The following is an 18,582-nucleotide window of genomic DNA, read 5'->3' as shown; positions in this document are numbered from 1 at the left end:
GCCGGCCGAGCGATGGCTCATTACCGGCGCCGCTTTTCAAGGCGCTGGTCGGCATGCGGGGTCTGAGCCTAATTAGCGACTTCCCTTGCGCGCTGCCTGAATATCGAAAGGGTCTCCAGCCGACTGCCACTTTGCCTCCACTGAGAAGTTCTCAAAGCTGCCGAGGGCTGCACGAGCTGATGTTAGTCAGCGTTGGTGAAAGTAACGTGCTGACGACCTGATCGTGCTCCACTTCACCCACCATCGACAAGCCGCCGATGTGCATAGATGTAGATGAGCGCATCCTGGCGAGCACTTTCGATAGGAGTGGCGGGCCCATGTCCGCCGTTGAAATCCTCATAGTAGAAATACGGCTGGCCAAGCGCACGCAGCCTGGCGGCTGCCTTGCGGCCGTGTGCTGGATGTACGATGTCGTCGTTAGTCGCGCTGAGAATGAACGGAGCCGGATAGGTTCTGCCTGGCACCAGCTTCTGATAAGGCGAGTAACGCTGGATCCATTCGCGTTGGTCGGGAATGGCGGGATCGCCATATTCACCCCTCCAGAGCGCGCCCAATGGCAGCTTGGTGAACCGAAGCATGTCGAACAACGGTACTCGCGCGATCGCTGCATTGAAGAGATCGGGGCGCTGGGTCAGCGCGGTTCCCACCAGCAGGCCTCCTTGGCTGGCGCCGAACACTCCCAGCCGGCCCGGACTAGTGACCTTCCGCCTGATCAGGTCCTCCGCAACTGCGATGGCGTCCTCCCATGTGCGCTGCTTCGATGCTCCCTGGGCAGCCTCGTGCCAGTGCCGCCCTAGCCCGCCGCCGCCGCGCAGGTGCGCGACGACATATGCGTTGCCCTGTTCGAGCCAGAGTCGTCCCATGACCCCATCATAGGACGGCAGCTCGGGAAGCCCAAAGCCGCCATAGCCATAGAGAAGAGTAGGAAGTGAACCGTCGAGACGGGCGTTACGGGGCCGCACCAAAAAGTAAGGAATACGCGTTCCGTCGCGCGAGGTCGCCTCGAATTGCTCAACGACATGTTGAGACGCGTTGAAGCTTTCACGCGCGACCTTCAAGGACTCAAGGTGTTCGGTCTCGGCGTCAAAGTACCAGAGTGATGTCGGCTTAAGGTAATTGGAGACGGTGAACACTACTCGATCGGAAGCATTGGAAGCGGTTGACAGGCTGACATCCGCATTCTCTGGAAGTGCGATCGACGTGACCCGCCACGCGCCGCGGTCGTACCTGTAGGTGAATGCCTTGCCCTGAAGATTGTCAAGGACTGTGAGTATCAACAAGCTCTTGCTGATGTGGAAGCCGCGGAGTTCCTGTCGAGGCCCGGGCTGAAAGACAAGCGAAGGCCTGGCATGCAGCGGATCCCGCTTCCATTCCGCCAAATCATACGAGATTATCGAGCCGGCCCTGAAGCCGGCGCCACCGAACGGCGCCCAATCTTCATCGAGGTCATTATCAAGTTTAACGAGCAGGCGGCCAGCGGTGATGCCGCCGATCTCCGCGCGCTTCGGCAGACGGAGCTTGATTGGCCCCTTGGGTCCCAGGAGTATATACTCCCGCTCATCGCGGCTCGTGACTCGTACGGCGCCGGTCGCATGGACCGCGCCCTCATTGTCTCGCAGCACGAATGGCTCAACCCTATAATCGGTCCGTTCGCCGCGAAAGACCTCGCGTGCTTGCGCGAGCGGCTGAGAGCGCTTGACCTCCTTCAAGACGAAGGGATGACCGGCACGTGTCATGGTGCCTTTGCCCCAATCTCGAGCAACCAGAATAGTGTCGCGGTCTACCCAGTCGACATCCTGCTTTCCCTCGGGAAGATTGAAGCCGGTTTTGACGAAGGCCTTCGTATCTTGGTCAAATTCGCGTACAAATGCAGCTTCCTTTTCGCCATCGAAAAGCTTGACCAAGCACAGCCGCTCTTCGGGCTGCAGGCATCTGGTGTCCGTGTGGTTAAAAACCCAATTCTTCTTCTCCTTCGCAGCTAACGCGTCCACGTCCAGAATAGTTTCCCATTGCGGCTCTTTGGTGCGATAGCTATCAAGCGTGGTACGACGCCAGACGCCGCGCACGTGCTTCTTGTCTTGGGTGAAATTGTCTAGGCCGCGCCGTCCCAAGGAAACCTTCGGGATGTCGTCTTGGGCGTTCGTGATGGCGAGCGCGTCCTGGCGGAAGCGCTCATAGCGCCAATCCGATTGTAGGATCTGTAGTGTCTTACGGGTCTCGTTGCGAGCCCACCTCAATGCGCGCGGCGCCTTCCTCTTCTCAAGCCAAAGAAAAGGATCACCTGCCGGCACGCTGGCCACTAAGGCATGGGAAAACGCCGGGGAGAACAAGCAAGTCATGGAGAGTGATGCGGCGAGGAGGAGCGACTTATTTAGGGGCATGTCCTGGACTGGGTTGGCCGGCCAAGCTCTTGCGAACTGGACGGAAGCTACGAAGGGTTGGATTCGGTCTCAAAGAGTCACATGGGAGATCGCGTCTGCGACTTGCCTGAACTCAGCAAGAGGCGGGCCAATCAAAGCAGATGGAATCTCCAGTCGCCCGAGGCAGAGAAGCACCTGAACTTGGTTTCAAGCACGACAATCCCACCAACTTTGTCGGTATCGTCTCAAAAACGGCAGTCCCGGCCTTGTTGAGCACATAACCCGGAAGGCTCTTTGCAATTCAGTCGGCGATAGACTTCATCGAGACCGATATTGGGTCACGCCGGAATACAGACGGTCAGCAGTTCACGGAGCTTGTTTTGCGCGGCCACCTCGATTGAACCAGCTTGGTTTTGAAGCCGAACGGGCGCAGACTGGTCTAACCAATAGCGTTCTTGGTTAGGTTCATATGGTCCAGATTAAGGTGCCACACCGTGTCGGGCAGATGGGAGCGCGTCGGATCTATGAAGTGCTCAGGGATCAGATCCTAGGGCGCGTATACGGCTCGAATGGCTCGCTGCCCTCGTCCCGCGCTCTCGCCGAAGAGCTGGGAGTATCGCGCGGGACGGTGACGGTCGCATACGAACAATTGGCGGCTGAGGGATTCATCGAGACCCGCCATGGCGCCCGCCCACGGGTCGCAAAGGCTGTCGTCGGGACCGGGCGCAAAGGCACGAAAGCACGGTCGTCTACACGCAAGGCACGAGTCTCGCGGTATGGTGAACGTTTGCGACAGGTCGTCGCACGCTCAACCGAGCAACCTCGTAATCTCGTTGCCGACTTTCGCTATGGTGATCTCTCACCTTTGGACTTTCCCGTACTAGCATGGAAGAGAGCCGTAACCGCTGCGATCACGCAGCGACCCCGAACCTTGACTTACGATGATCCACGTGGCTCGCTGCGCCTGCGGACGGCACTACAGGGCTATCTCTGGCGTTCGCGGACCGTACGATGCGAGATCGATCAGATCATCGTCGTCAACGGGTCACAGCAAGGGCTCGACTTGTGTGCTCGGCTGCTGCTTGACGCTGGAGATCGGTTCGTCATGGAAGATCCCGGCTACCCTATGGCGCGGCACATCCTCTCGGCGACCGGAGCTATTGCGGTGCCAATTCCGGTCGACGCAAACGGGCTGGACACGGCGAGGCTTGCAAGGGCCGAAGCTCGTCTCGCTTACGTAACGCCCTCGCACCAATTTCCACTTGGCGGTGTCATGCCGATCAGGCGGCGGCATCAGTTGCTCGCCTGGACCAAGAAGGTTGAGGCCTACGTGATCGAAGACGACTACGATAGCGAGTACCGCTACGACACGAAACCTGTGCTCCCGCTGCACGCTCTCGAAGAGAGCGAGCACGTCATCTATCTTGGGACCGTCTCCAAGACACTCTCGCCAACCTTGAGGATCGGCTATGTCGTGGTGCCTCCTGAACTGCAGTTCGCGTTCAGCGCCGGCAAGCAGATCATGGACCGGCACACATCTCTCATCGAGCAAGAGGCACTAGCGACGATGCTCGATGCGGGCGCCTACGACAGCCATGTCAGGCGCATGCGGCGGCGCAACGACGAGCGCCGGCGAGCCCTGATCGAGGCATTGCGGCGGAGATTTGGCGACCGAGTCCGAATCGAAGGTGACGCTGCCGGCCTGCATCTGGTCGTTTGGTTCGACGATCTGCCCAAGAAGTCCGAAGCAGCATTGATCGAAGCAGCCCGCGCAAAGGGGGTTGGCATCTACCCCATCTCGCCCCTGTACGATCAACGTCAGCCGGACCACCGGCGCGGACGAAACCTCGTCGGGCTCATCTTGGGTTATGCTGCGCTGGAGGCTCATCAGATTGAGCGTGGGTGCCAGCTCCTGGCGCAAGCGAGGGACCAGTTTCGTTCACGGTGATAACTGCGAAACAACTGGACCAGCGAAATCGTGACGAACTGGCCTTTCTAAACGTAGCAGGCTTTGGCTATTCCGGAGCGGAGAACGGAGAACCGCTATGTACGTGCCCCCCGCCTTCCGGGATGATAACATCGAGAACATCCGATCGACCATCAGCTCCGCACGCTTGGCGAACCTAATCACAGCCACGGCAGAAGGGCCGCTCGCAACACCACTTCCGCTATTCCTGGACCCGACGGAAGGCGAACGGGGAGTCCTGTACGGCCACCTCGCCAAGGCCAATCCGCAATGGCGCGCGGCTCCGATCGGCGAAGCCCTGGCCATTTTCATGGGTCCGGAAGCTTACGTGACCCCCTCATGGTACGCCACCAAGCAGGAAACCGAAAAGGTAGTGCCGACATGGAACTACATCGCCGTCCATGCTTACGGTCCGGTTGAGTTCTTCGAAGATAACGAACGTCTGCTTGATGTAGTTACCCGATTGACGAACATCCATGAGGGCTCACGGGTGACACCTTGGTCTGTCAGCGACGCTCCGGCAGACTTCATCGGCGCCCAGCTGCGTGGGATTGTCGGCATCCGCATTCCTGTCACCAAGTTCGAGGGCAAGCGCAAGATGAGCCAGAACCGTCCTCTTGCCGACCGTATCGGTGTCGTCACCGGCCTTGCTGCGAGCCAAGAACCGCGCGATCAGGAAGTCAGCATCATGGTCCCAACGCTGGCCTGAGCCACGACGCTTCAGACCGCAACGCCAGGCCGACCTGTGTTCGGGTACCAGTTCTTCATTTTTCCTGGCAGCGGCGATGCTCGTGGCCGGCACGCCGGGACCTCGCATCTTCTCTATCGTCGCGTGAACGCTTGCTGGCTGCAGGGGTGAAGGTTTGGCGTCGAGCTTGGGTCTAGGGTTTCGGTGGGCTTGTTCACGTACCGGCTGGCGCCGCCTGCCTCACCGGCCTCGTCATGGCGAGCGCGGACGCGTCAAAGCGGCCTGGTCTTATAATGCCAGCAATTGCACCTACACCACCCAAGGCGCCATCGGTGGCACGTCATCCTATGGCAGCGTACCAAGCTTCACCAAGCTCGCCAGCGCGAAATTCCTCTCAATCGTTGGGATCGCCGTATCTGGTAGATGCCAACGCGACGCTACACTGATGGACTCTACCCGTTGAAGATCGCCGCCAACTTTGGTGCGCGTTGACGAACGGACCGGCCGACCTCAGGGAAGGGTTCTCCAGCGACTTTGCGATACCGCGGAGCCTTCCGATCGCCGCGTCAAGCTCTTCGATCAGATCTTGCCGGTTTTCTTCTTTTCTCGCGTTCATGGTCTTCAATTGAGCGCTGACCTCCTCGCAATGCCTGGACGGCAACCTGGGGGCCTGCTTTTGATGGTCCTGGGAGTTGTCTTAAGCTCGAGCCGCGTGCTGCGACGTCGTGTTGAGCCAAGTAGCCGACGGGGCTGCACCAGCGGCATAAAGGCCCCAGCCGCAGGGGCTGATTCGTGGCTAGGGCCAGTCTACTCGCATCCATCGCTGGCGGGTGCTCCCTCTCTAAATCGGCGGCACGCCTTCTTCGATTTAGCTTTCCGCTCGGATCGGCGGCCTTCCTCAATCGCGCACGTGGTGGTGCTCGCAGCCGGTGGATGGCACCGCCTCCGATCTCGCAACCGCAGTTGACTTCAACAACGTCGAAGCAGCAGTTAGCCGGCGGGGTTACGACAGCAAACCTGCCACATGCTCCTCGTCGCCGACGGCGCTAAGGACATTCAGTTGAAGAGCCGCCCAGCATCGGGATGATGTTTCGCGGGGAGCGCCCGCGCGTTGAGCCTAACCCAAGACCAGAGACAGATCTGAACCAACGCCCTGGATTGACCAACAAATATTTTGAACCCGCGTTTTGCAAGCTCACGTCGATGTTTGGAGAGCGCTCGGCCCGAAGCTCTCAAGTGAAAGCTGATACGCCGCGATGCGGAACTTAGTTCGGGGCTGCTCAGCTGCCAGGCCGCCTGAGTGGAGTTGCTCATGAGTACTGAGCGAAATCCCGACCCTGTGATCCTGTTGTTCGCGATTGCCGTGATCGTCGCCGCCTTCGCGGCATTCGTCACGACGTTTGAGCGGGTTGGGAGCACCACAGCTGGGGGCGAGGCTCCCTCCCTGACCACGGGGCTGGGCAAGCCTCGGCCGCCTCTTGAGCGGGCACCCGGCCAATCAGTAAGGAAGTAAGCACCCCACCTGAACCGACAAAAGGTGTCCATCCTTGTGCTGCGGCATCAGACCCGCAACCTGGCCCAAGTCGATCGACTTTCGAACGAAGTGACCCGCAACGACGACCCCACTGCCCTCTTTTTTAGCTTGTACGACCCTACCTCCGATTGCATACTCTTCCCGTTCTCGCCTGCATATTGTTTCAATAGTGATTGTTCGAGGCAGTAATGAGTAACCGAGGTCAAGTTTACAACTATTCGGCTATTCTGCGTCAACGGGTCGAGGGGCTTATCGCACTATTTGGGGAACTGCAGGCGCTCCGGCGACGCCTGCGAGCTGCTAACGCGAGAAGGATTGGTCGGCGTATCCAAAAGGCCGCGCGGAGAAGAAGAGTTGTTCGGCGGTGATAGCTACCGTTCAATGCAACGATCGCCGGTCCCCGCTTCGACATTGATACGAAGCCGGGTCAGGTCGCTTCACGAGCAGCTGCCGTCTGCAGCATGGCCGGAACACCGGCATTGGAGCAACAGTTTCCCGGCACTTTGACCAGTGCGCGATTCTTAATTTGCGCCGCGTGGGCGACTCAGACCCGCTCTCTGTACGAAGCAGACAGAATGGGGCGAGGGAATGATTGTACGCGCGGCGGCCATTGTTGCGTTGCTGCTGATGCCGCTGGGGTCCGAAGCCTTCGCTTCGCGTCACCACAGGCCTACAACTCGCATATCTTGCAGCGAGGTCAGATATTACGTCGCGAAATATTCGGCACCGGTGGCATCGCAATCTCACCGCGTGCCGAAGCGAGCGGCTCGAGCTTAAGATGGAGAGCATCCCCAGCATCATCAGCAGTGCGCCAAACCAAGTTGCCGTCCGGCTCGCCGCTTGTGCTGAAGCGCGCTACACTGGGCAGGATACCTGACGCGCCGGTGTGACGGAAGAGTCCAGGCGACGGTATAGCCGAGTGGCCACACGTACAAAGGTTCCGCGCGTCTGCGCTTACTTTGGGCGCTGCTTTACACGAACATTCGACTAGGATGACAGGCTCCTTTGGGATCGGACTGTCATCATGCGGTACAGAGTGCTCGTGGTGGACAGCAGCAGGCGAGTGATATGCGCCGCGAAGCTCGACTGCGTCGACGAGGAGGCTGCGAGATGTCGGGCCGAGCAAATGTATGGCGAGCACGACGTTGAGCTTTGGGAAGGGGATCGGCTCGTTGCCGTCTTCCCAAGTGCAACGTCGAATGAAGATCGAAGCGACCGCTTGTCCTGATTAGAGGGTCCGCCACGCCGCCGAGTTTGGGCGTGTACTCATTGCGCGGCCGAACGATGACGCCCGATTACCCAGAAAAGCGATCCAACCAATCTCGTAATTGCGGTTAATGGACGTCTCGGTCCAACTCTCGCAACAATCGATGCAGGAAGTCGCTGGCGTGGTTGTATTGTGCGCCGTCGTCCAGGATCTGATGAGCCAGTGGTGACATTATGTTGCCAACGGCCTCAGGGCCAATCAGCTCGGTCCGTGACGACCACAACTCCAGCAGCCCGTCCGGGATGTGGTCGCTCGATCCAAATAGCTTCAGGAGCCGGGCTTCGGCGACACCGTTATGATCATGGTGGGCCTTGGCCGCATAAAAGGCGAACAAGCTACGAAAGGCGTCACGGGAAACGGAAGGCTTAGCCATCGCAATGTCCCCCACAGAATCCTTCAAATGAATTTGCTTAATCCGGAGCTGAACGGAAGCTATTCCCTCGAAATCCTCACACGAAGAAGATTCTACAACGAACCAGGAAAAAGCGGCAAGCCCTAATCCATGGTAGATAGGACGTATTGACACCAGGCTTTGTTCGTCTTTTAGAAAAGTTACCGTTGTTAGCGTGCGGTTCACACTCAACAAAACGTCTGCTTTCAGGGGACAGTGCTCTCGGCGGCTCCGCCGCGGTGTGCTGCTCAGCCGTCCGAAGCCGGCCGTCCCTGGCCCGTTCCCGCTTTCCGCCGGAATGCGCCCCCAGACGACCATGACCATTCCACCTAGCGCATAAGGCATCACGAAGGGAGGCCGACTCCAGCGCAGTCAGGTCCCGCAATACGAGGCAATGGTCTGAGGAAGCCAGAAGACCATTCCAGAACTTTCGCAGACCAGTAAGAACAAGAATGCAGAAATCAGCAGGACTTTGCCGTCGGTTATTCCCTCCAACAAACGAGGCGGGACCATCGATCGGTCTGCGCGACTGCTCTTCGCCAGCAGCCTCCGCTAAGATGCGCTTCGCTTCGGGTCGAGGGCCTCCGAGAATGCGTTGCCGTCGCCGGTCAGGTTCATCATCTCCAGGTCGGCGGTGGTAAGTTCTCGAGACCAACCTGTCGCCCGCGCGAGACTCCGGCAATACTCAGGCTCATGGATCCAGGTCCTGGTTCTGGTCGGCCGGTTTACGCGGTGCAGCTTAACCGCTTACTTCACGCCGTCGACGATCCAGTTCCAGCCTTCCCGTTTTATTTCTTTGCCGAGGAATCGCGATAGCTTCCTCGTTCAGATAATACCAAGCCGTGGTGTCCGAATTGGCTCGGCCGTCGATCGTCATTTCGGGAGCGGGCTTACTGTCGAGCTGCAGCATCAGGCCTGTTAGTTCGGCCGCAACGTGAACTGGTGCGTTCCTTGATTGGAGGCGCAGCGCTTCCCATGCGGAGGTGATGACGCCACAGCGCGATGCTCCGCGGCCCCCGCTTCAAACCCGCAGCTTTCCCGGAGGCGTTCGAGCGGTCGATGAGCGCTGCGCAGGTTACAGTCAACACCGACGAGCCGGGATCATCCGTGAGGCTCGCAGCGTAAGATCCTGGCCAGCGGAAAGCGAGTTGGGGGCCGTCCATGAGGAGCGCAAACACGAGATTGGGCCCGAGGGATCACGACAGCGCAGGGTGGACGCGAGCCAAGTCTTCCACAGATCACGGCTGTCAAAGCGGACCGGTTGCGGAAAACGTCCATGTGGATGATGCGATGGCCGATTTCCAGATATTCCCAGCACACCCATCTCGTGGACAGCTCGTCTTGTAAGCCGCAGGACTCGATCTGCTGGCCGTCGAGCTGCCAACGATGACGCTTGCACCTGGAATGAGTTGCCGCAACTCTCTCGCCGAAGCTGTTGGTATAAAGAGGCGAGACCACAACGAAGTTGCCGAGAAGGCCGTTACAGTCCCTCGACGCACCCGAGATCACGAACTCAATCGAAGGATGGTGATCGCGGACGCCTGACCAGAGCATCATGCGTGCTCCAGTCGAGCGCGTATTCCGGCAGAACGATCCCGTTCGCAGGCTTTCGCTTACGACGCGCCTCTGCGAGCAGCCGATCGACGAAGAAGGATCACGTCACCCCTCTTCAGTGCTCCATTCCTCATCGGTGGCGCTCGGTGTGCCTCCCTCCGGGCGGAGCCACTTTTCTCGACGCGAAAACGTCCCCAACGATTCTTATTTCCCTTCTCGTCGCGATTCACTCGGCCGCGGAAGCAACCTGCAGGGATGGCGTAGGGAAAGGGCCCCAGGAGCAGATTGAGCCTGGTCTGATTGTTGCCGTAGTTCGCTTCGGGTTGGTGCCAGTACGCGTTCGTGTAGCATCTCGGCGGTAGGAGCGTCAGGTTATGACTGAGCGTCCGGATCGAGCAGCCCAACTCCGTTGTCCTGCCCTTTAAGGCTGCCGGTTACAGCCTATTGTTTTCGAAACGAGTGAAATCGGGTGCCAATTCGGGCTCGGAGCAATGGCCACAGGCGGGCCCTGTTCGGTTTCGATGGGGCACGGAACGGCAACGATGATAGCGCCACTGGGAACATCGAGAGCGTCTGCCGGACTTGACGCAAATTGACCCGGATGAGCCAGGTTTTGGCGGCGAGAATGAAAAGTGTTCCCAGGACTGGCGCCCGGACTTGTGGCAGCTCCCGTGCGTGTCCAGAATGTGAGGGCCATATCAGGCGCGGCGAGTCCCAGGACGCGATCATGACGCATCGCATTGGTGGTTTCTGGACGCGGCCGCAAAGTTCGCTACGCTGGCAACCCCGCGTGCAGGCCACGATGAGAACTGCCAGATTGCAGGGATGCGCGCTTCTTTTGGAGCGATCTACCGAAGTCGGTCCGCACAAACGTTTGTATGTATTGGACAGGCGCTTCGAGCAGCTAAATTGAAAAGCCGAAAGAGGGCGCTGGCAGCGGAGAGGCTTCCTGGGCTTGACGACTTGTTCGCCCTCGTTTGGGACAAGGCAATGGCTTCCTTCGACCTCTCGGGTCGGAGATGATCTCGATGGGCACTTCAATGAGTACTTTGATTCGCCTCCGCTACAACACAATGGCCGATGAAAGCCCGGGCGGCGAATGGAGATGGCGCGTGATCATGGAGAGAGATGGCGGATATGAGGAAGTTCTCGTAAAAGAACTCTCGATCAACGTGCCGTCATTCTCCCAGGCAGACGAGATGCCTGTTGTTGGGCGCAAGTACCATATTGCTTGCCACGGCACACTCACGGTGAAAGACGGTCTCGGTACCATCAGGTGAACCGAATGAGGTCGCCTCGCTTGGGCTGCGCCGGCCTGGCTCGTCCTCACGTTCTAGCCATCTGCCGTGGACTTAAACGGGCGACTGAAGCGATGATGCCGCCAGGCGCCTCGTCCGGAAGGCTGGTTGAAGTTCTATTGGCCGCCTGTCCGGTTGCCGCCTTTGCCCCCCGTTTTTGTAAGCCTCACGCCCACTAGGATTGAGCGGGTTGAAATCACGCGCGTCCACTCTTTCGCATCGTCTGCTCACGGCTGCATCATATCAAAGGGCGTAATTCGCCAATCTTAACGCAGTCATGAAACGCCACAACGATTCGTAGCTGAATCCTTTAGCGAAGGGATAACCAAGGAGTGATTCGTTCGCTGCCTTCATAGTCTCAAATTGATCATCAATGCGTCTTTGGCGTTGTTGATCAAGCATCAAGAGGCCCTGCGAACATTTCAAGCGATCACGCTTTTGGTTCGCGTAACATGGGAAAGAACGGTGGAGAACCGCCGACCTTGACTTCCGTCAAAACACTCCAACCTTGTTGAGCATAAAGTCGCATCGCGTGCGGACTGGTCGCCTCCAAGTGCACAGGTCTCTGCGCGGCATCTGAGATCTCGGTTGCGTGCCGAAGAAGATGTCCTGCGAGCCCTGATCGCTGATGTATGGGATCAATGGCTACCATAGTGACATACCAATGCGGCTGATGCGGATGGTACTTACCGAACGTTTCAAAAAGTCTTTCGGTTTCGGAACGCCGGTGCGCAGGAACGCTCTTTAGAAGGAATTCCATCATGCTGGTGTTGTCGCGCTTTTCGCCAGCTGTGTCCCATAAGATGGCCCCCTTGTCGCCGTCGTTAAGGTATGCGCCGCTCGAATATGGACTGCCGCAGTGATGCTTAATAAGTCCATTAAAATGCTGCAGGTACTCCCGCGGTTCAGGGTACAAGCCACCTCAACAAAGGACACATCGTAAATGCGGTTGTTAGGATCGCAAGGACTCTCGAGTGGTCCTGAAGATCGATAGTCTTGATCGATAGTGCATCCCCATCGGCGGATTGCATAGTGCCTCCTTGCGCTGCCAGTGCCGAACTGTGGCCCTACCGATCTAGCGCTTTGAATGCACCGACCGCGTGGCCAAAAAACTGCGGTAGCAAAAGCCAGGCCAAAGAATTGTGCGGCTCGTCTTGCTTCTTGGAGTGGAATGTCGTCTTCGCGACAGGACGGGGACGCGGTTGCCGTCGGGGAGCTAGCGGTTGCGAAAGCGCTAGCCCGGGCTGGCTGATGCGCAACAGCCACCCGAAGGTAAATATCCGCACAACGTTGAGTGAGATGGTTCACTCTTCAGACGCTCGGCATTTACCCCGCGAGGCTTTCAATGATGCTTCGCTCTCCTGCCGCCGCGGAGCCCCGCGAACTGCCGGTGAGGTGCGGGAGCCGCGCCGCGGGATGATCCTGTTGAGCTGGGCGGATCGCTGGCCGGGCAGAACAGCCGCCGAAGCCGGCGATCCCTACGAATCTCTCCGACAGCCTTCTCGGCCCACAGGAACGCTCGGCCCATATCGTGTCAAAATCTCACGGCAAGCAATTCCCGAAGACGTGAAGCCACCTCGCGGGCGATTGCAGAGGGCGCTTAGCGATTCCACCGGACGTTGGTATGGAATTTGCTGTCTGCGCTCGCGCCGCCGCACGCGATTGCGCCATCGCCACTGATGCCTACGCAACGCGCGCGATCGCAGTGCTCTGCATCAATTAAAGCGTAAGGTTTCTAACATGAAGGCGCTCGTCAAGGCTAAGTCTGAGCCCGGACTCTGTCTACGCGACGAACCCGTGCCCATGATCGGACCGACTGATCTCTTGATCAGGGTCAAGAAGACCGGGATTAGCGGTACGGATATTCATATTTTCCGCTGGGACGAGTGGGCTCGTAAAACGGTGCCTGTGCCCATGGTGGTGGGCCACGAGTTCGCGGGCGAAAGAGTGATCTCGGCTCGGCCGTTCAAGGCCTTGCATGCGGCCAGCGTGTGACGGGAGAAGGCCATGTAATCGCAATGCACGGTCTGGCCTAGGCCGCCGGACCCGCATTTCTGAAGGCACGTAAATTGCTGGATAACGAGCAGGGGCTGGCGCAAAGAACGCAGGCCGCAGCGACTATCTCGGAATTCTAATGAGGCTGATCCGATTTATCTTGTTCCACCTGGCTTCGATGCTGCTTGCACCTGAACTTTCAGACGCAACGAGTGCTGCCGCTGGCGCAAGTCCTTCGAGCGTCAAAGCTGTGGCGACATTCAAGCAGAATGGTCCCCGAGAGGTGCTACCAAGCTTCAGGAATGGCGGCCCCTACGACAGCCAAACGACGCTAGCCGCACCCGGTCAACCGGCGGACAACCTCCAGCCCGTCAAGCTGCCTGGCAATTCCGCGGGGCTGGAACCCAGCCTTAGATGTATGATCCGCACGCCCCAACGCCCGACAGTCAATATCCTCGATGGCGCTGATAGGCTCAACCTCCCCCTTGTGACGTACGGGATGTGCAATCCTGCCGCCCCGCCTTTTAATCTCCTAGCTGCAGAGACGCCGCGCTCAAATACAGCTATCCCCCATGGGGTGCTGATTGTCGCCTTTCTGACTGTTCTTGTCGTTATTTTTGTAGAAGTAAACGGTCCAGGTGCGGGCACGTGAGGGAGCAGAGCTGGGTTATATCGCAGTCGCCGTTCAGCTGATCTCCCGCAACTGTTCGCTGGTTGCGATTCAGCGTTCACGCCAAGGGACTCACGGGAATTTGTCCGTCCTCCAGGGTGCGGCAAGACCACACCCTACGCTGCATTACCCGGATGCAGCGTCTGACGAGTGGAGTCTGCTGGGTCGACGGCGAGATTTGGCAGGATGAGACGATGTTTCAGCCGCACTCATCTACGTCCCATCGCGGGTGTATTTCAGCGGCCGATCTTTTCTCATTTGTCTATCAAAGCGTATTCTCCTGTAGAGCCCGTCAAAACCGAAGGCGGCACTGATCGACTTTGACGGTGTGGTCGAACCGCTAGTCTTGTGGCACTGCCTGACGGTGGGCCCGTCACATCTTTCTGGGGCGCAGCAATGTAGCGCGCTGTCGATCCCAACTCGGCTACTTTTAGTGGCGACCCGCTCATTTGGACTCAACTGCACCGCCAAGAGCGAGCTCTGCCATGTCTTTAAGGCTTGGCTAGCTTGGCACGATTTTCTCCAAGCTTGACGGCACCCATCAGGACAGCCGCGGAGACGTCGCTCAAGGTGACCGATCAGAAGGACAGGGGCGAGACGACCATTCAACTCACCGAGAGATCGCATCCCACGACGGTCCGGTCCCGGCGCGCGTGCGTCACTCACGCTGCTTGATCGCAAATCGGCTATCCAGCGAAGGCGGCCTCACCGGGGGCCCTCACCGGAGGAGTACTTTCTTACGGCCTTCCCTAAAGCTCTTTGGCCTTTCGCGTGATGCGCTCACCCGTTCGAAGCCGATAAAGGCAAGATCATTGTTGCAGCCTTTGTACGCGCGCATCCCAAGATCTGCTGGGGCGGTTCTGCGCGATACCCTCGTGCGGCGCTTGAGGGACAATCCTTTACGCATCTTCGCGAAATAGACTGCGCAGCATTCCTCGCTCTCATGAATCCAGGACCAAAAGTGATTGGCCCCTCTTCGCCGGCAGGGAATTCAGAGCGCCGCTCGGAGCGCGTCCTGGCCAGCACTGATCTACCCCAACCTCGTCTCGGGCGCGGGGCTCCGCGGTTCGGCTACAGCGTTGCGCGTCACTGCTCTTCGGCTTCGGCCCACTGGACAACTATTCCCCTTTCGCCTTCCTTCTTGAAAAAGTTAGCACAACTTACCTGCATCACATCGAAGCAATCGCAATTGCGGCCACAGAGCAGTTGGCAGCAGACCTCATCAGCTCCACGCCCCCTTCACATGGCTGCGAGAGGAACGAGGCACAGAACTGTCAAGACAAACTAGATGATCTCGAAGTATCTCCGACGTTCAAAGTCGGTCACTCGATTTTGAACGGCGTCCCATTCCCAACGGCGCGAGCAAGAGAATGCTTCAACAAACCTTTCTCCGAAAACCTCGTTCGCTGCTGCTGACTGTGCAAAACGAGAAGTTGCCTCTGATAGGCTTTGAGGTAGTCTCGCAGTCATCTCCACGCTTGCATCACCGGCGATCGACGCGGGTAGTGCCACACCTGTCTCGAGTCCCAATATTCCGGAACCAATGGCACATGCGAGCGCAAGATATGGGTTCACGTCTGCGCCAGCCAGCCGATATTCCAGACGATGGACGGACGGCTCTCCCGAGATAGCGCGAACCGCGCAGGAGCGGTTGTCAACACCCCAGCTTGGACAGATTGGTGCCCAGCAGCCAGGCACCAACCTCTTGTAGCTATTGAAGTTCGGCGCAGCGAGCACACAAAACTCGTTCATGTAGTTCAATTGTCCGGCGATGAATTGCCTCATAACCTTTGAGAAGTTGCCAACCGCATTGCTGTCGTAAAACGCATTCTGACCATCCGAGGACATCGAAATGTGAATATGGCCGGACTGGCCCGGCCAATCCTCGGAAACCTTGGCCATGAATGTAGCCATCAAGCCTCGCCTTTGCGCCCATGCTTTTATCATCGACTTAAATATGGTTGCTCGATCGGCAGCTTCCAACGCATCACAATGACGAAGTGACGCTTCGACCACTCCCGGTCCCGTTTCGAAGTGCAGTCCGCTGAGAGGTATTCTAGCTTTCTCACAAAGCGCCAAGATCTCATCGAACAGCTCATGTTGAGCAACGGAGCGCATAATCGAGTAGCCGAACGGGCCCCGTGTTAAAGGAGCCCATTCGCTGAACGGCTTATCCTCAATTGTATCGGCGTTCTCCTTGAACAACATGAATTCAAACTCGAACCCGACAGCGCATTTGTATCCGAGGTCAGCAGCCCTTCTCAGGACCTTACGCAGAACACCCCGCGGGCAGATGTTCTCATGTGCGCCCGTGAACTCGGCGAGGTAGAGATATTGATAGCCGACATCAGACACCGAACGGCCGGTGGCAGACAGAATACGCAGGTCAGCATCCCCAAATGCTGATAACGGCTGCTGCGTGACACTGATCGGAATGACCCGATCCGAACAATCCCACGCCAGCACCGCTTCAGAGAACTTGATGACTTTATCTTGACCCGAGAGATCTTCACCTAAGACGTGCTTGCCTCGCAGCACACCGTCGAAGTCGCTTACGCCGATCATCGCCGCGCGGGCTGGACTCGCTCCGGTCAAGGTTGCTTCAGTTGTCATCACTGGCTATCCCGCGCCACCAGTTCGAACACCTGGTCCATCCGCATTGCTCGCAACTTGTGATAGTCATCATTAAGCTGATTCACGTCGCTATTCACGAGATAGACGATGCCTGGTGTCGACGCCAAATCGATGGTCGGAACCAGCTCTTCACCAATTGGAACGAATGCAATGGCATCCGCAAAGCTCGGGAGCTTGCGAATTGCTTGGAGTCCCGGGTAGCCGGCAACGACACCGCCCCTGTTGGAGATCAGGGAGACACATAGTGCGTGCGCCTTCCGGTTGTACGGCCCGCGCATCCTCATGTACTCCCCAAAGCCCTCGGGATCTGCGTAGCGCCAAGCGGTCAGCGTGATATGGTTATGCCCCAACGCCATCATTCGTGCTTTTGCCGACATAGTCCCTTGAAGCCTCGCCCCGAAGTCCACCAGAACGGGCCCCCGATGATCGACAATGATCTCGGCATGAGCCGGTCCCTCGAGGATCTGAAGTGCCTGCAACGCACGTTTCAGGTAGTCGGAGAGCTCCTGAACGATTGGTTCGCTGCCGTCCAACAATCTCTCGAGTGAGCAGACCGATGATGCCCCTTCGATAGGAACGGTGTCATAGGTCCAGGCCTCCGTAATGAAGGCATCTCCGTGGATCGAGACGGCGTTTACGGTGTATTGTTGACCGTTTATTTTTTCCTGCCCGAGGGCAAAACGATTCAATGCTCCGACACGGTTCGTCTTCCCGACAATCGCGCTTAGAGCACGCTGAATATCGGCATCTGTCGAGCAAAAGAATACATCCTCGGTGCCCGTACTGTTCAGAGGTTTGATCACGATCTCGTCGAAGTTCGCTTCGCGCCTCCAGCTTGCGATCTCTACAGCATTGTCAGACACGACTTGTCTGATCGATCGCACACCGGCATAGGTCAGCGCACAAGACAATCGTGCTTTGTCACGCCGAGCAGCCGATAGAGCGGTCCCGTTTGAAGGTAAGCCCAGCCGCTCGGACAACGAATCGGCGAGTTCGACTCCAGACTCGCAACCCGCGATAACGAACTCAAATTCTCTGCCCTGGAGAGCCTGAAGATGATATTCAACGATGTCATCATACCCCATGCGCTCGCCGGGGCGAATGAGTTCATCGTACAGATCTGCATTGAAATGCGCTTGGAATATCGGTGGAATCTGTGCGGCCGACATCACATGCACGGTCCCAATTCCATAGCGCTTGAATTCTTCGGGTAGGTAGCGGCCCGTAGAGTATGCGTCCACGACTACACATTTCCGTTCTTTCATGCGGATCTCCGATACTGCAAGTAGATGTTGCTGACAGCGATAGCCGTAATGAGGACATTTCCAACGAACGTGTGTGACGAAGGCACGATGCGAGAATCGAAGTACTGGAACAGGAAGGTGACGATGGGGGCGGTGGACAGGACCATGTTGACGGTGAAGGGCTCTACGCGGCGAATGCCCTCCTGAATCAAGAGCAAAGGTAAAACGATCGTCGACAGCCCAATTGCTGCGATCGCAAACCAATGCTGCGAGATCTCCGGTACGATAGATGAATGGTCGACCAGCCCCAGCAGCAAGAGAATGGTTCCATAAAAGCGATGCGCCAGCACCTGTCGGCCGGAAAACCCACGGTCGAACAGCACCTTGACAAGTATATTTGTGAGGGCGAGCGATAGGCCGGCCACGATGGCGAAGACGATGCCAATGGACGATCGAGCCCCCCACTCCACGCCCGCATTGCCGCTGGCCGAGATCCAAATCATGTAAGTCCCGATCGTCGCAATCGCGGCGCTCACGACAATATCGGATGCTGGTGGGGCGCCCCTGCGCCTGATCAGGGCGTTTAACCACACTGTTGCGGCGGGCCCCAACGCCACCATGAAAGCGACCACGATCGCAGGTTCAGCGTATTTCAGTCCTATAAATAGGCCGATCCAGCTGATCGCCGTCACGACGTTGAGTGCGACGAAGACCAGGAGCGACCATTTTCCGGCTCTTGCTTCGCCTCCCTCGTGACGAGCCAAGAAGTTGAACGTTATACAAACCACCGCGAAAGACAGCAGGAGCGCCACGAACACATCCGCTTTCTGAAAATACGATGCCGCATAAACCTCCCCTGCCGCGCTCAGAACGACATAAAGCGCCACAAAAAACACTCCTAGAGCGAAGCCACTCGTAGATCGTCCACCCTTTTTGTGCCCGCGAGGCCGGGCGGAGCTCTCGGAAGCCCAGGCGCGCGCG

9 protein-coding genes and 1 pseudogene are annotated in these 18,582 nt (G+C 58.0%); 4 read left to right on the top strand and 6 right to left on the bottom strand.

Annotation, left to right across the window (positions count from 1 at the left end):
- Positions 1–233: 233 nt before the first annotated feature.
- Positions 234–2,300, bottom strand: a complete 2,067-nt coding sequence (locus I6F12_RS11490) for a prolyl oligopeptidase family serine peptidase (RefSeq protein WP_225156276.1) — start codon at positions 2,298–2,300, stop codon at positions 234–236.
- Positions 2,301–2,829: 529 nt separating this feature from the next.
- On the opposite strand from I6F12_RS11490, the gene I6F12_RS11485 reads away from it, so the two are divergent.
- Together I6F12_RS11485 and I6F12_RS11480 are read left to right on the top strand one after the other, a co-directional pair.
- Positions 2,830–4,308, top strand: coding sequence for a PLP-dependent aminotransferase family protein (locus I6F12_RS11485; protein ID WP_225156274.1), 1,479 nt, complete (start codon positions 2,830–2,832; stop codon positions 4,306–4,308).
- 97 nt (positions 4,309–4,405) lie between these two features.
- Positions 4,406–5,035, top strand: a complete 630-nt coding sequence (locus I6F12_RS11480) for an FMN-binding negative transcriptional regulator (protein ID WP_036045703.1) — start codon at positions 4,406–4,408, stop codon at positions 5,033–5,035.
- A 2,847-nt stretch (positions 5,036–7,882) separates the two neighbouring features.
- On the opposite strand, the gene I6F12_RS11475 is transcribed toward I6F12_RS11480, so the two are convergent.
- Entirely contained in the window at positions 7,883–8,530 is a 648-nt protein-coding gene (locus I6F12_RS11475; protein ID WP_225156272.1) for a hypothetical protein, read from the bottom strand.
- Positions 8,531–10,788: 2,258 nt separating this feature from the next.
- Here I6F12_RS11475 and I6F12_RS11470 point away from each other — a divergent pair.
- Entirely contained in the window at positions 10,789–11,040 is a 252-nt protein-coding gene (locus I6F12_RS11470) for a hypothetical protein (protein ID WP_225156269.1), read from the top strand.
- A 448-nt stretch (positions 11,041–11,488) separates the two neighbouring features.
- Here the strand turns inward: I6F12_RS11470 and I6F12_RS11465 are convergent, their stop codons facing one another.
- Positions 11,489–11,974: a GNAT family N-acetyltransferase gene (locus I6F12_RS11465; RefSeq protein ID WP_225156267.1), complete on the bottom strand. Its 486-nt coding sequence runs from the start codon at positions 11,972–11,974 to the stop codon at positions 11,489–11,491.
- 824 nt (positions 11,975–12,798) lie between these two features.
- On the opposite strand from I6F12_RS11465, the pseudogene I6F12_RS11460 reads away from it, so the two are divergent.
- Positions 12,799–13,073: pseudogene (locus I6F12_RS11460) on the top strand (alcohol dehydrogenase catalytic domain-containing protein); the annotation flags it as partial.
- A gap of 1,934 nt (positions 13,074–15,007) precedes the next feature.
- Here I6F12_RS11460 and I6F12_RS11455 read toward each other — a convergent pair.
- The 3 genes from I6F12_RS11455 to I6F12_RS11445 are packed head-to-tail and all read right to left on the bottom strand — an operon-like array spanning position 15,008 to position 18,488.
- Positions 15,008–16,336: a glutamine synthetase gene (locus tag I6F12_RS11455; RefSeq protein WP_225156265.1), complete on the bottom strand. Its 1,329-nt coding sequence runs from the start codon at positions 16,334–16,336 to the stop codon at positions 15,008–15,010.
- Positions 16,336–17,622 carry a hypothetical protein gene (locus tag I6F12_RS11450; RefSeq protein ID WP_036016009.1) on the bottom strand — a complete coding sequence of 429 codons (1,287 nt, stop codon included), beginning with the start codon at positions 17,620–17,622 and terminating at the stop codon, positions 16,336–16,338. Before I6F12_RS11450 ends, I6F12_RS11455 begins: the two co-directional genes overlap by 1 nt.
- Entirely contained in the window at positions 17,619–18,488 is an 870-nt protein-coding gene (locus I6F12_RS11445; RefSeq protein WP_225156263.1) for a DMT family transporter, read from the bottom strand. The genes I6F12_RS11450 and I6F12_RS11445 overlap by 4 nt, the downstream gene beginning before the upstream one ends.
- Positions 18,489–18,582 lie beyond the last annotated feature (94 nt).

This window comes from Bradyrhizobium sp. IC4059, assembly GCF_020193615.1.
Taxonomy (GTDB): Bacteria; Pseudomonadota; Alphaproteobacteria; order Rhizobiales; family Xanthobacteraceae; genus Bradyrhizobium; species Bradyrhizobium yuanmingense.
The sequence above is the reverse complement of the archived record's forward strand: the minus strand, read 5'-3'. Positions and strand labels throughout refer to the sequence as shown.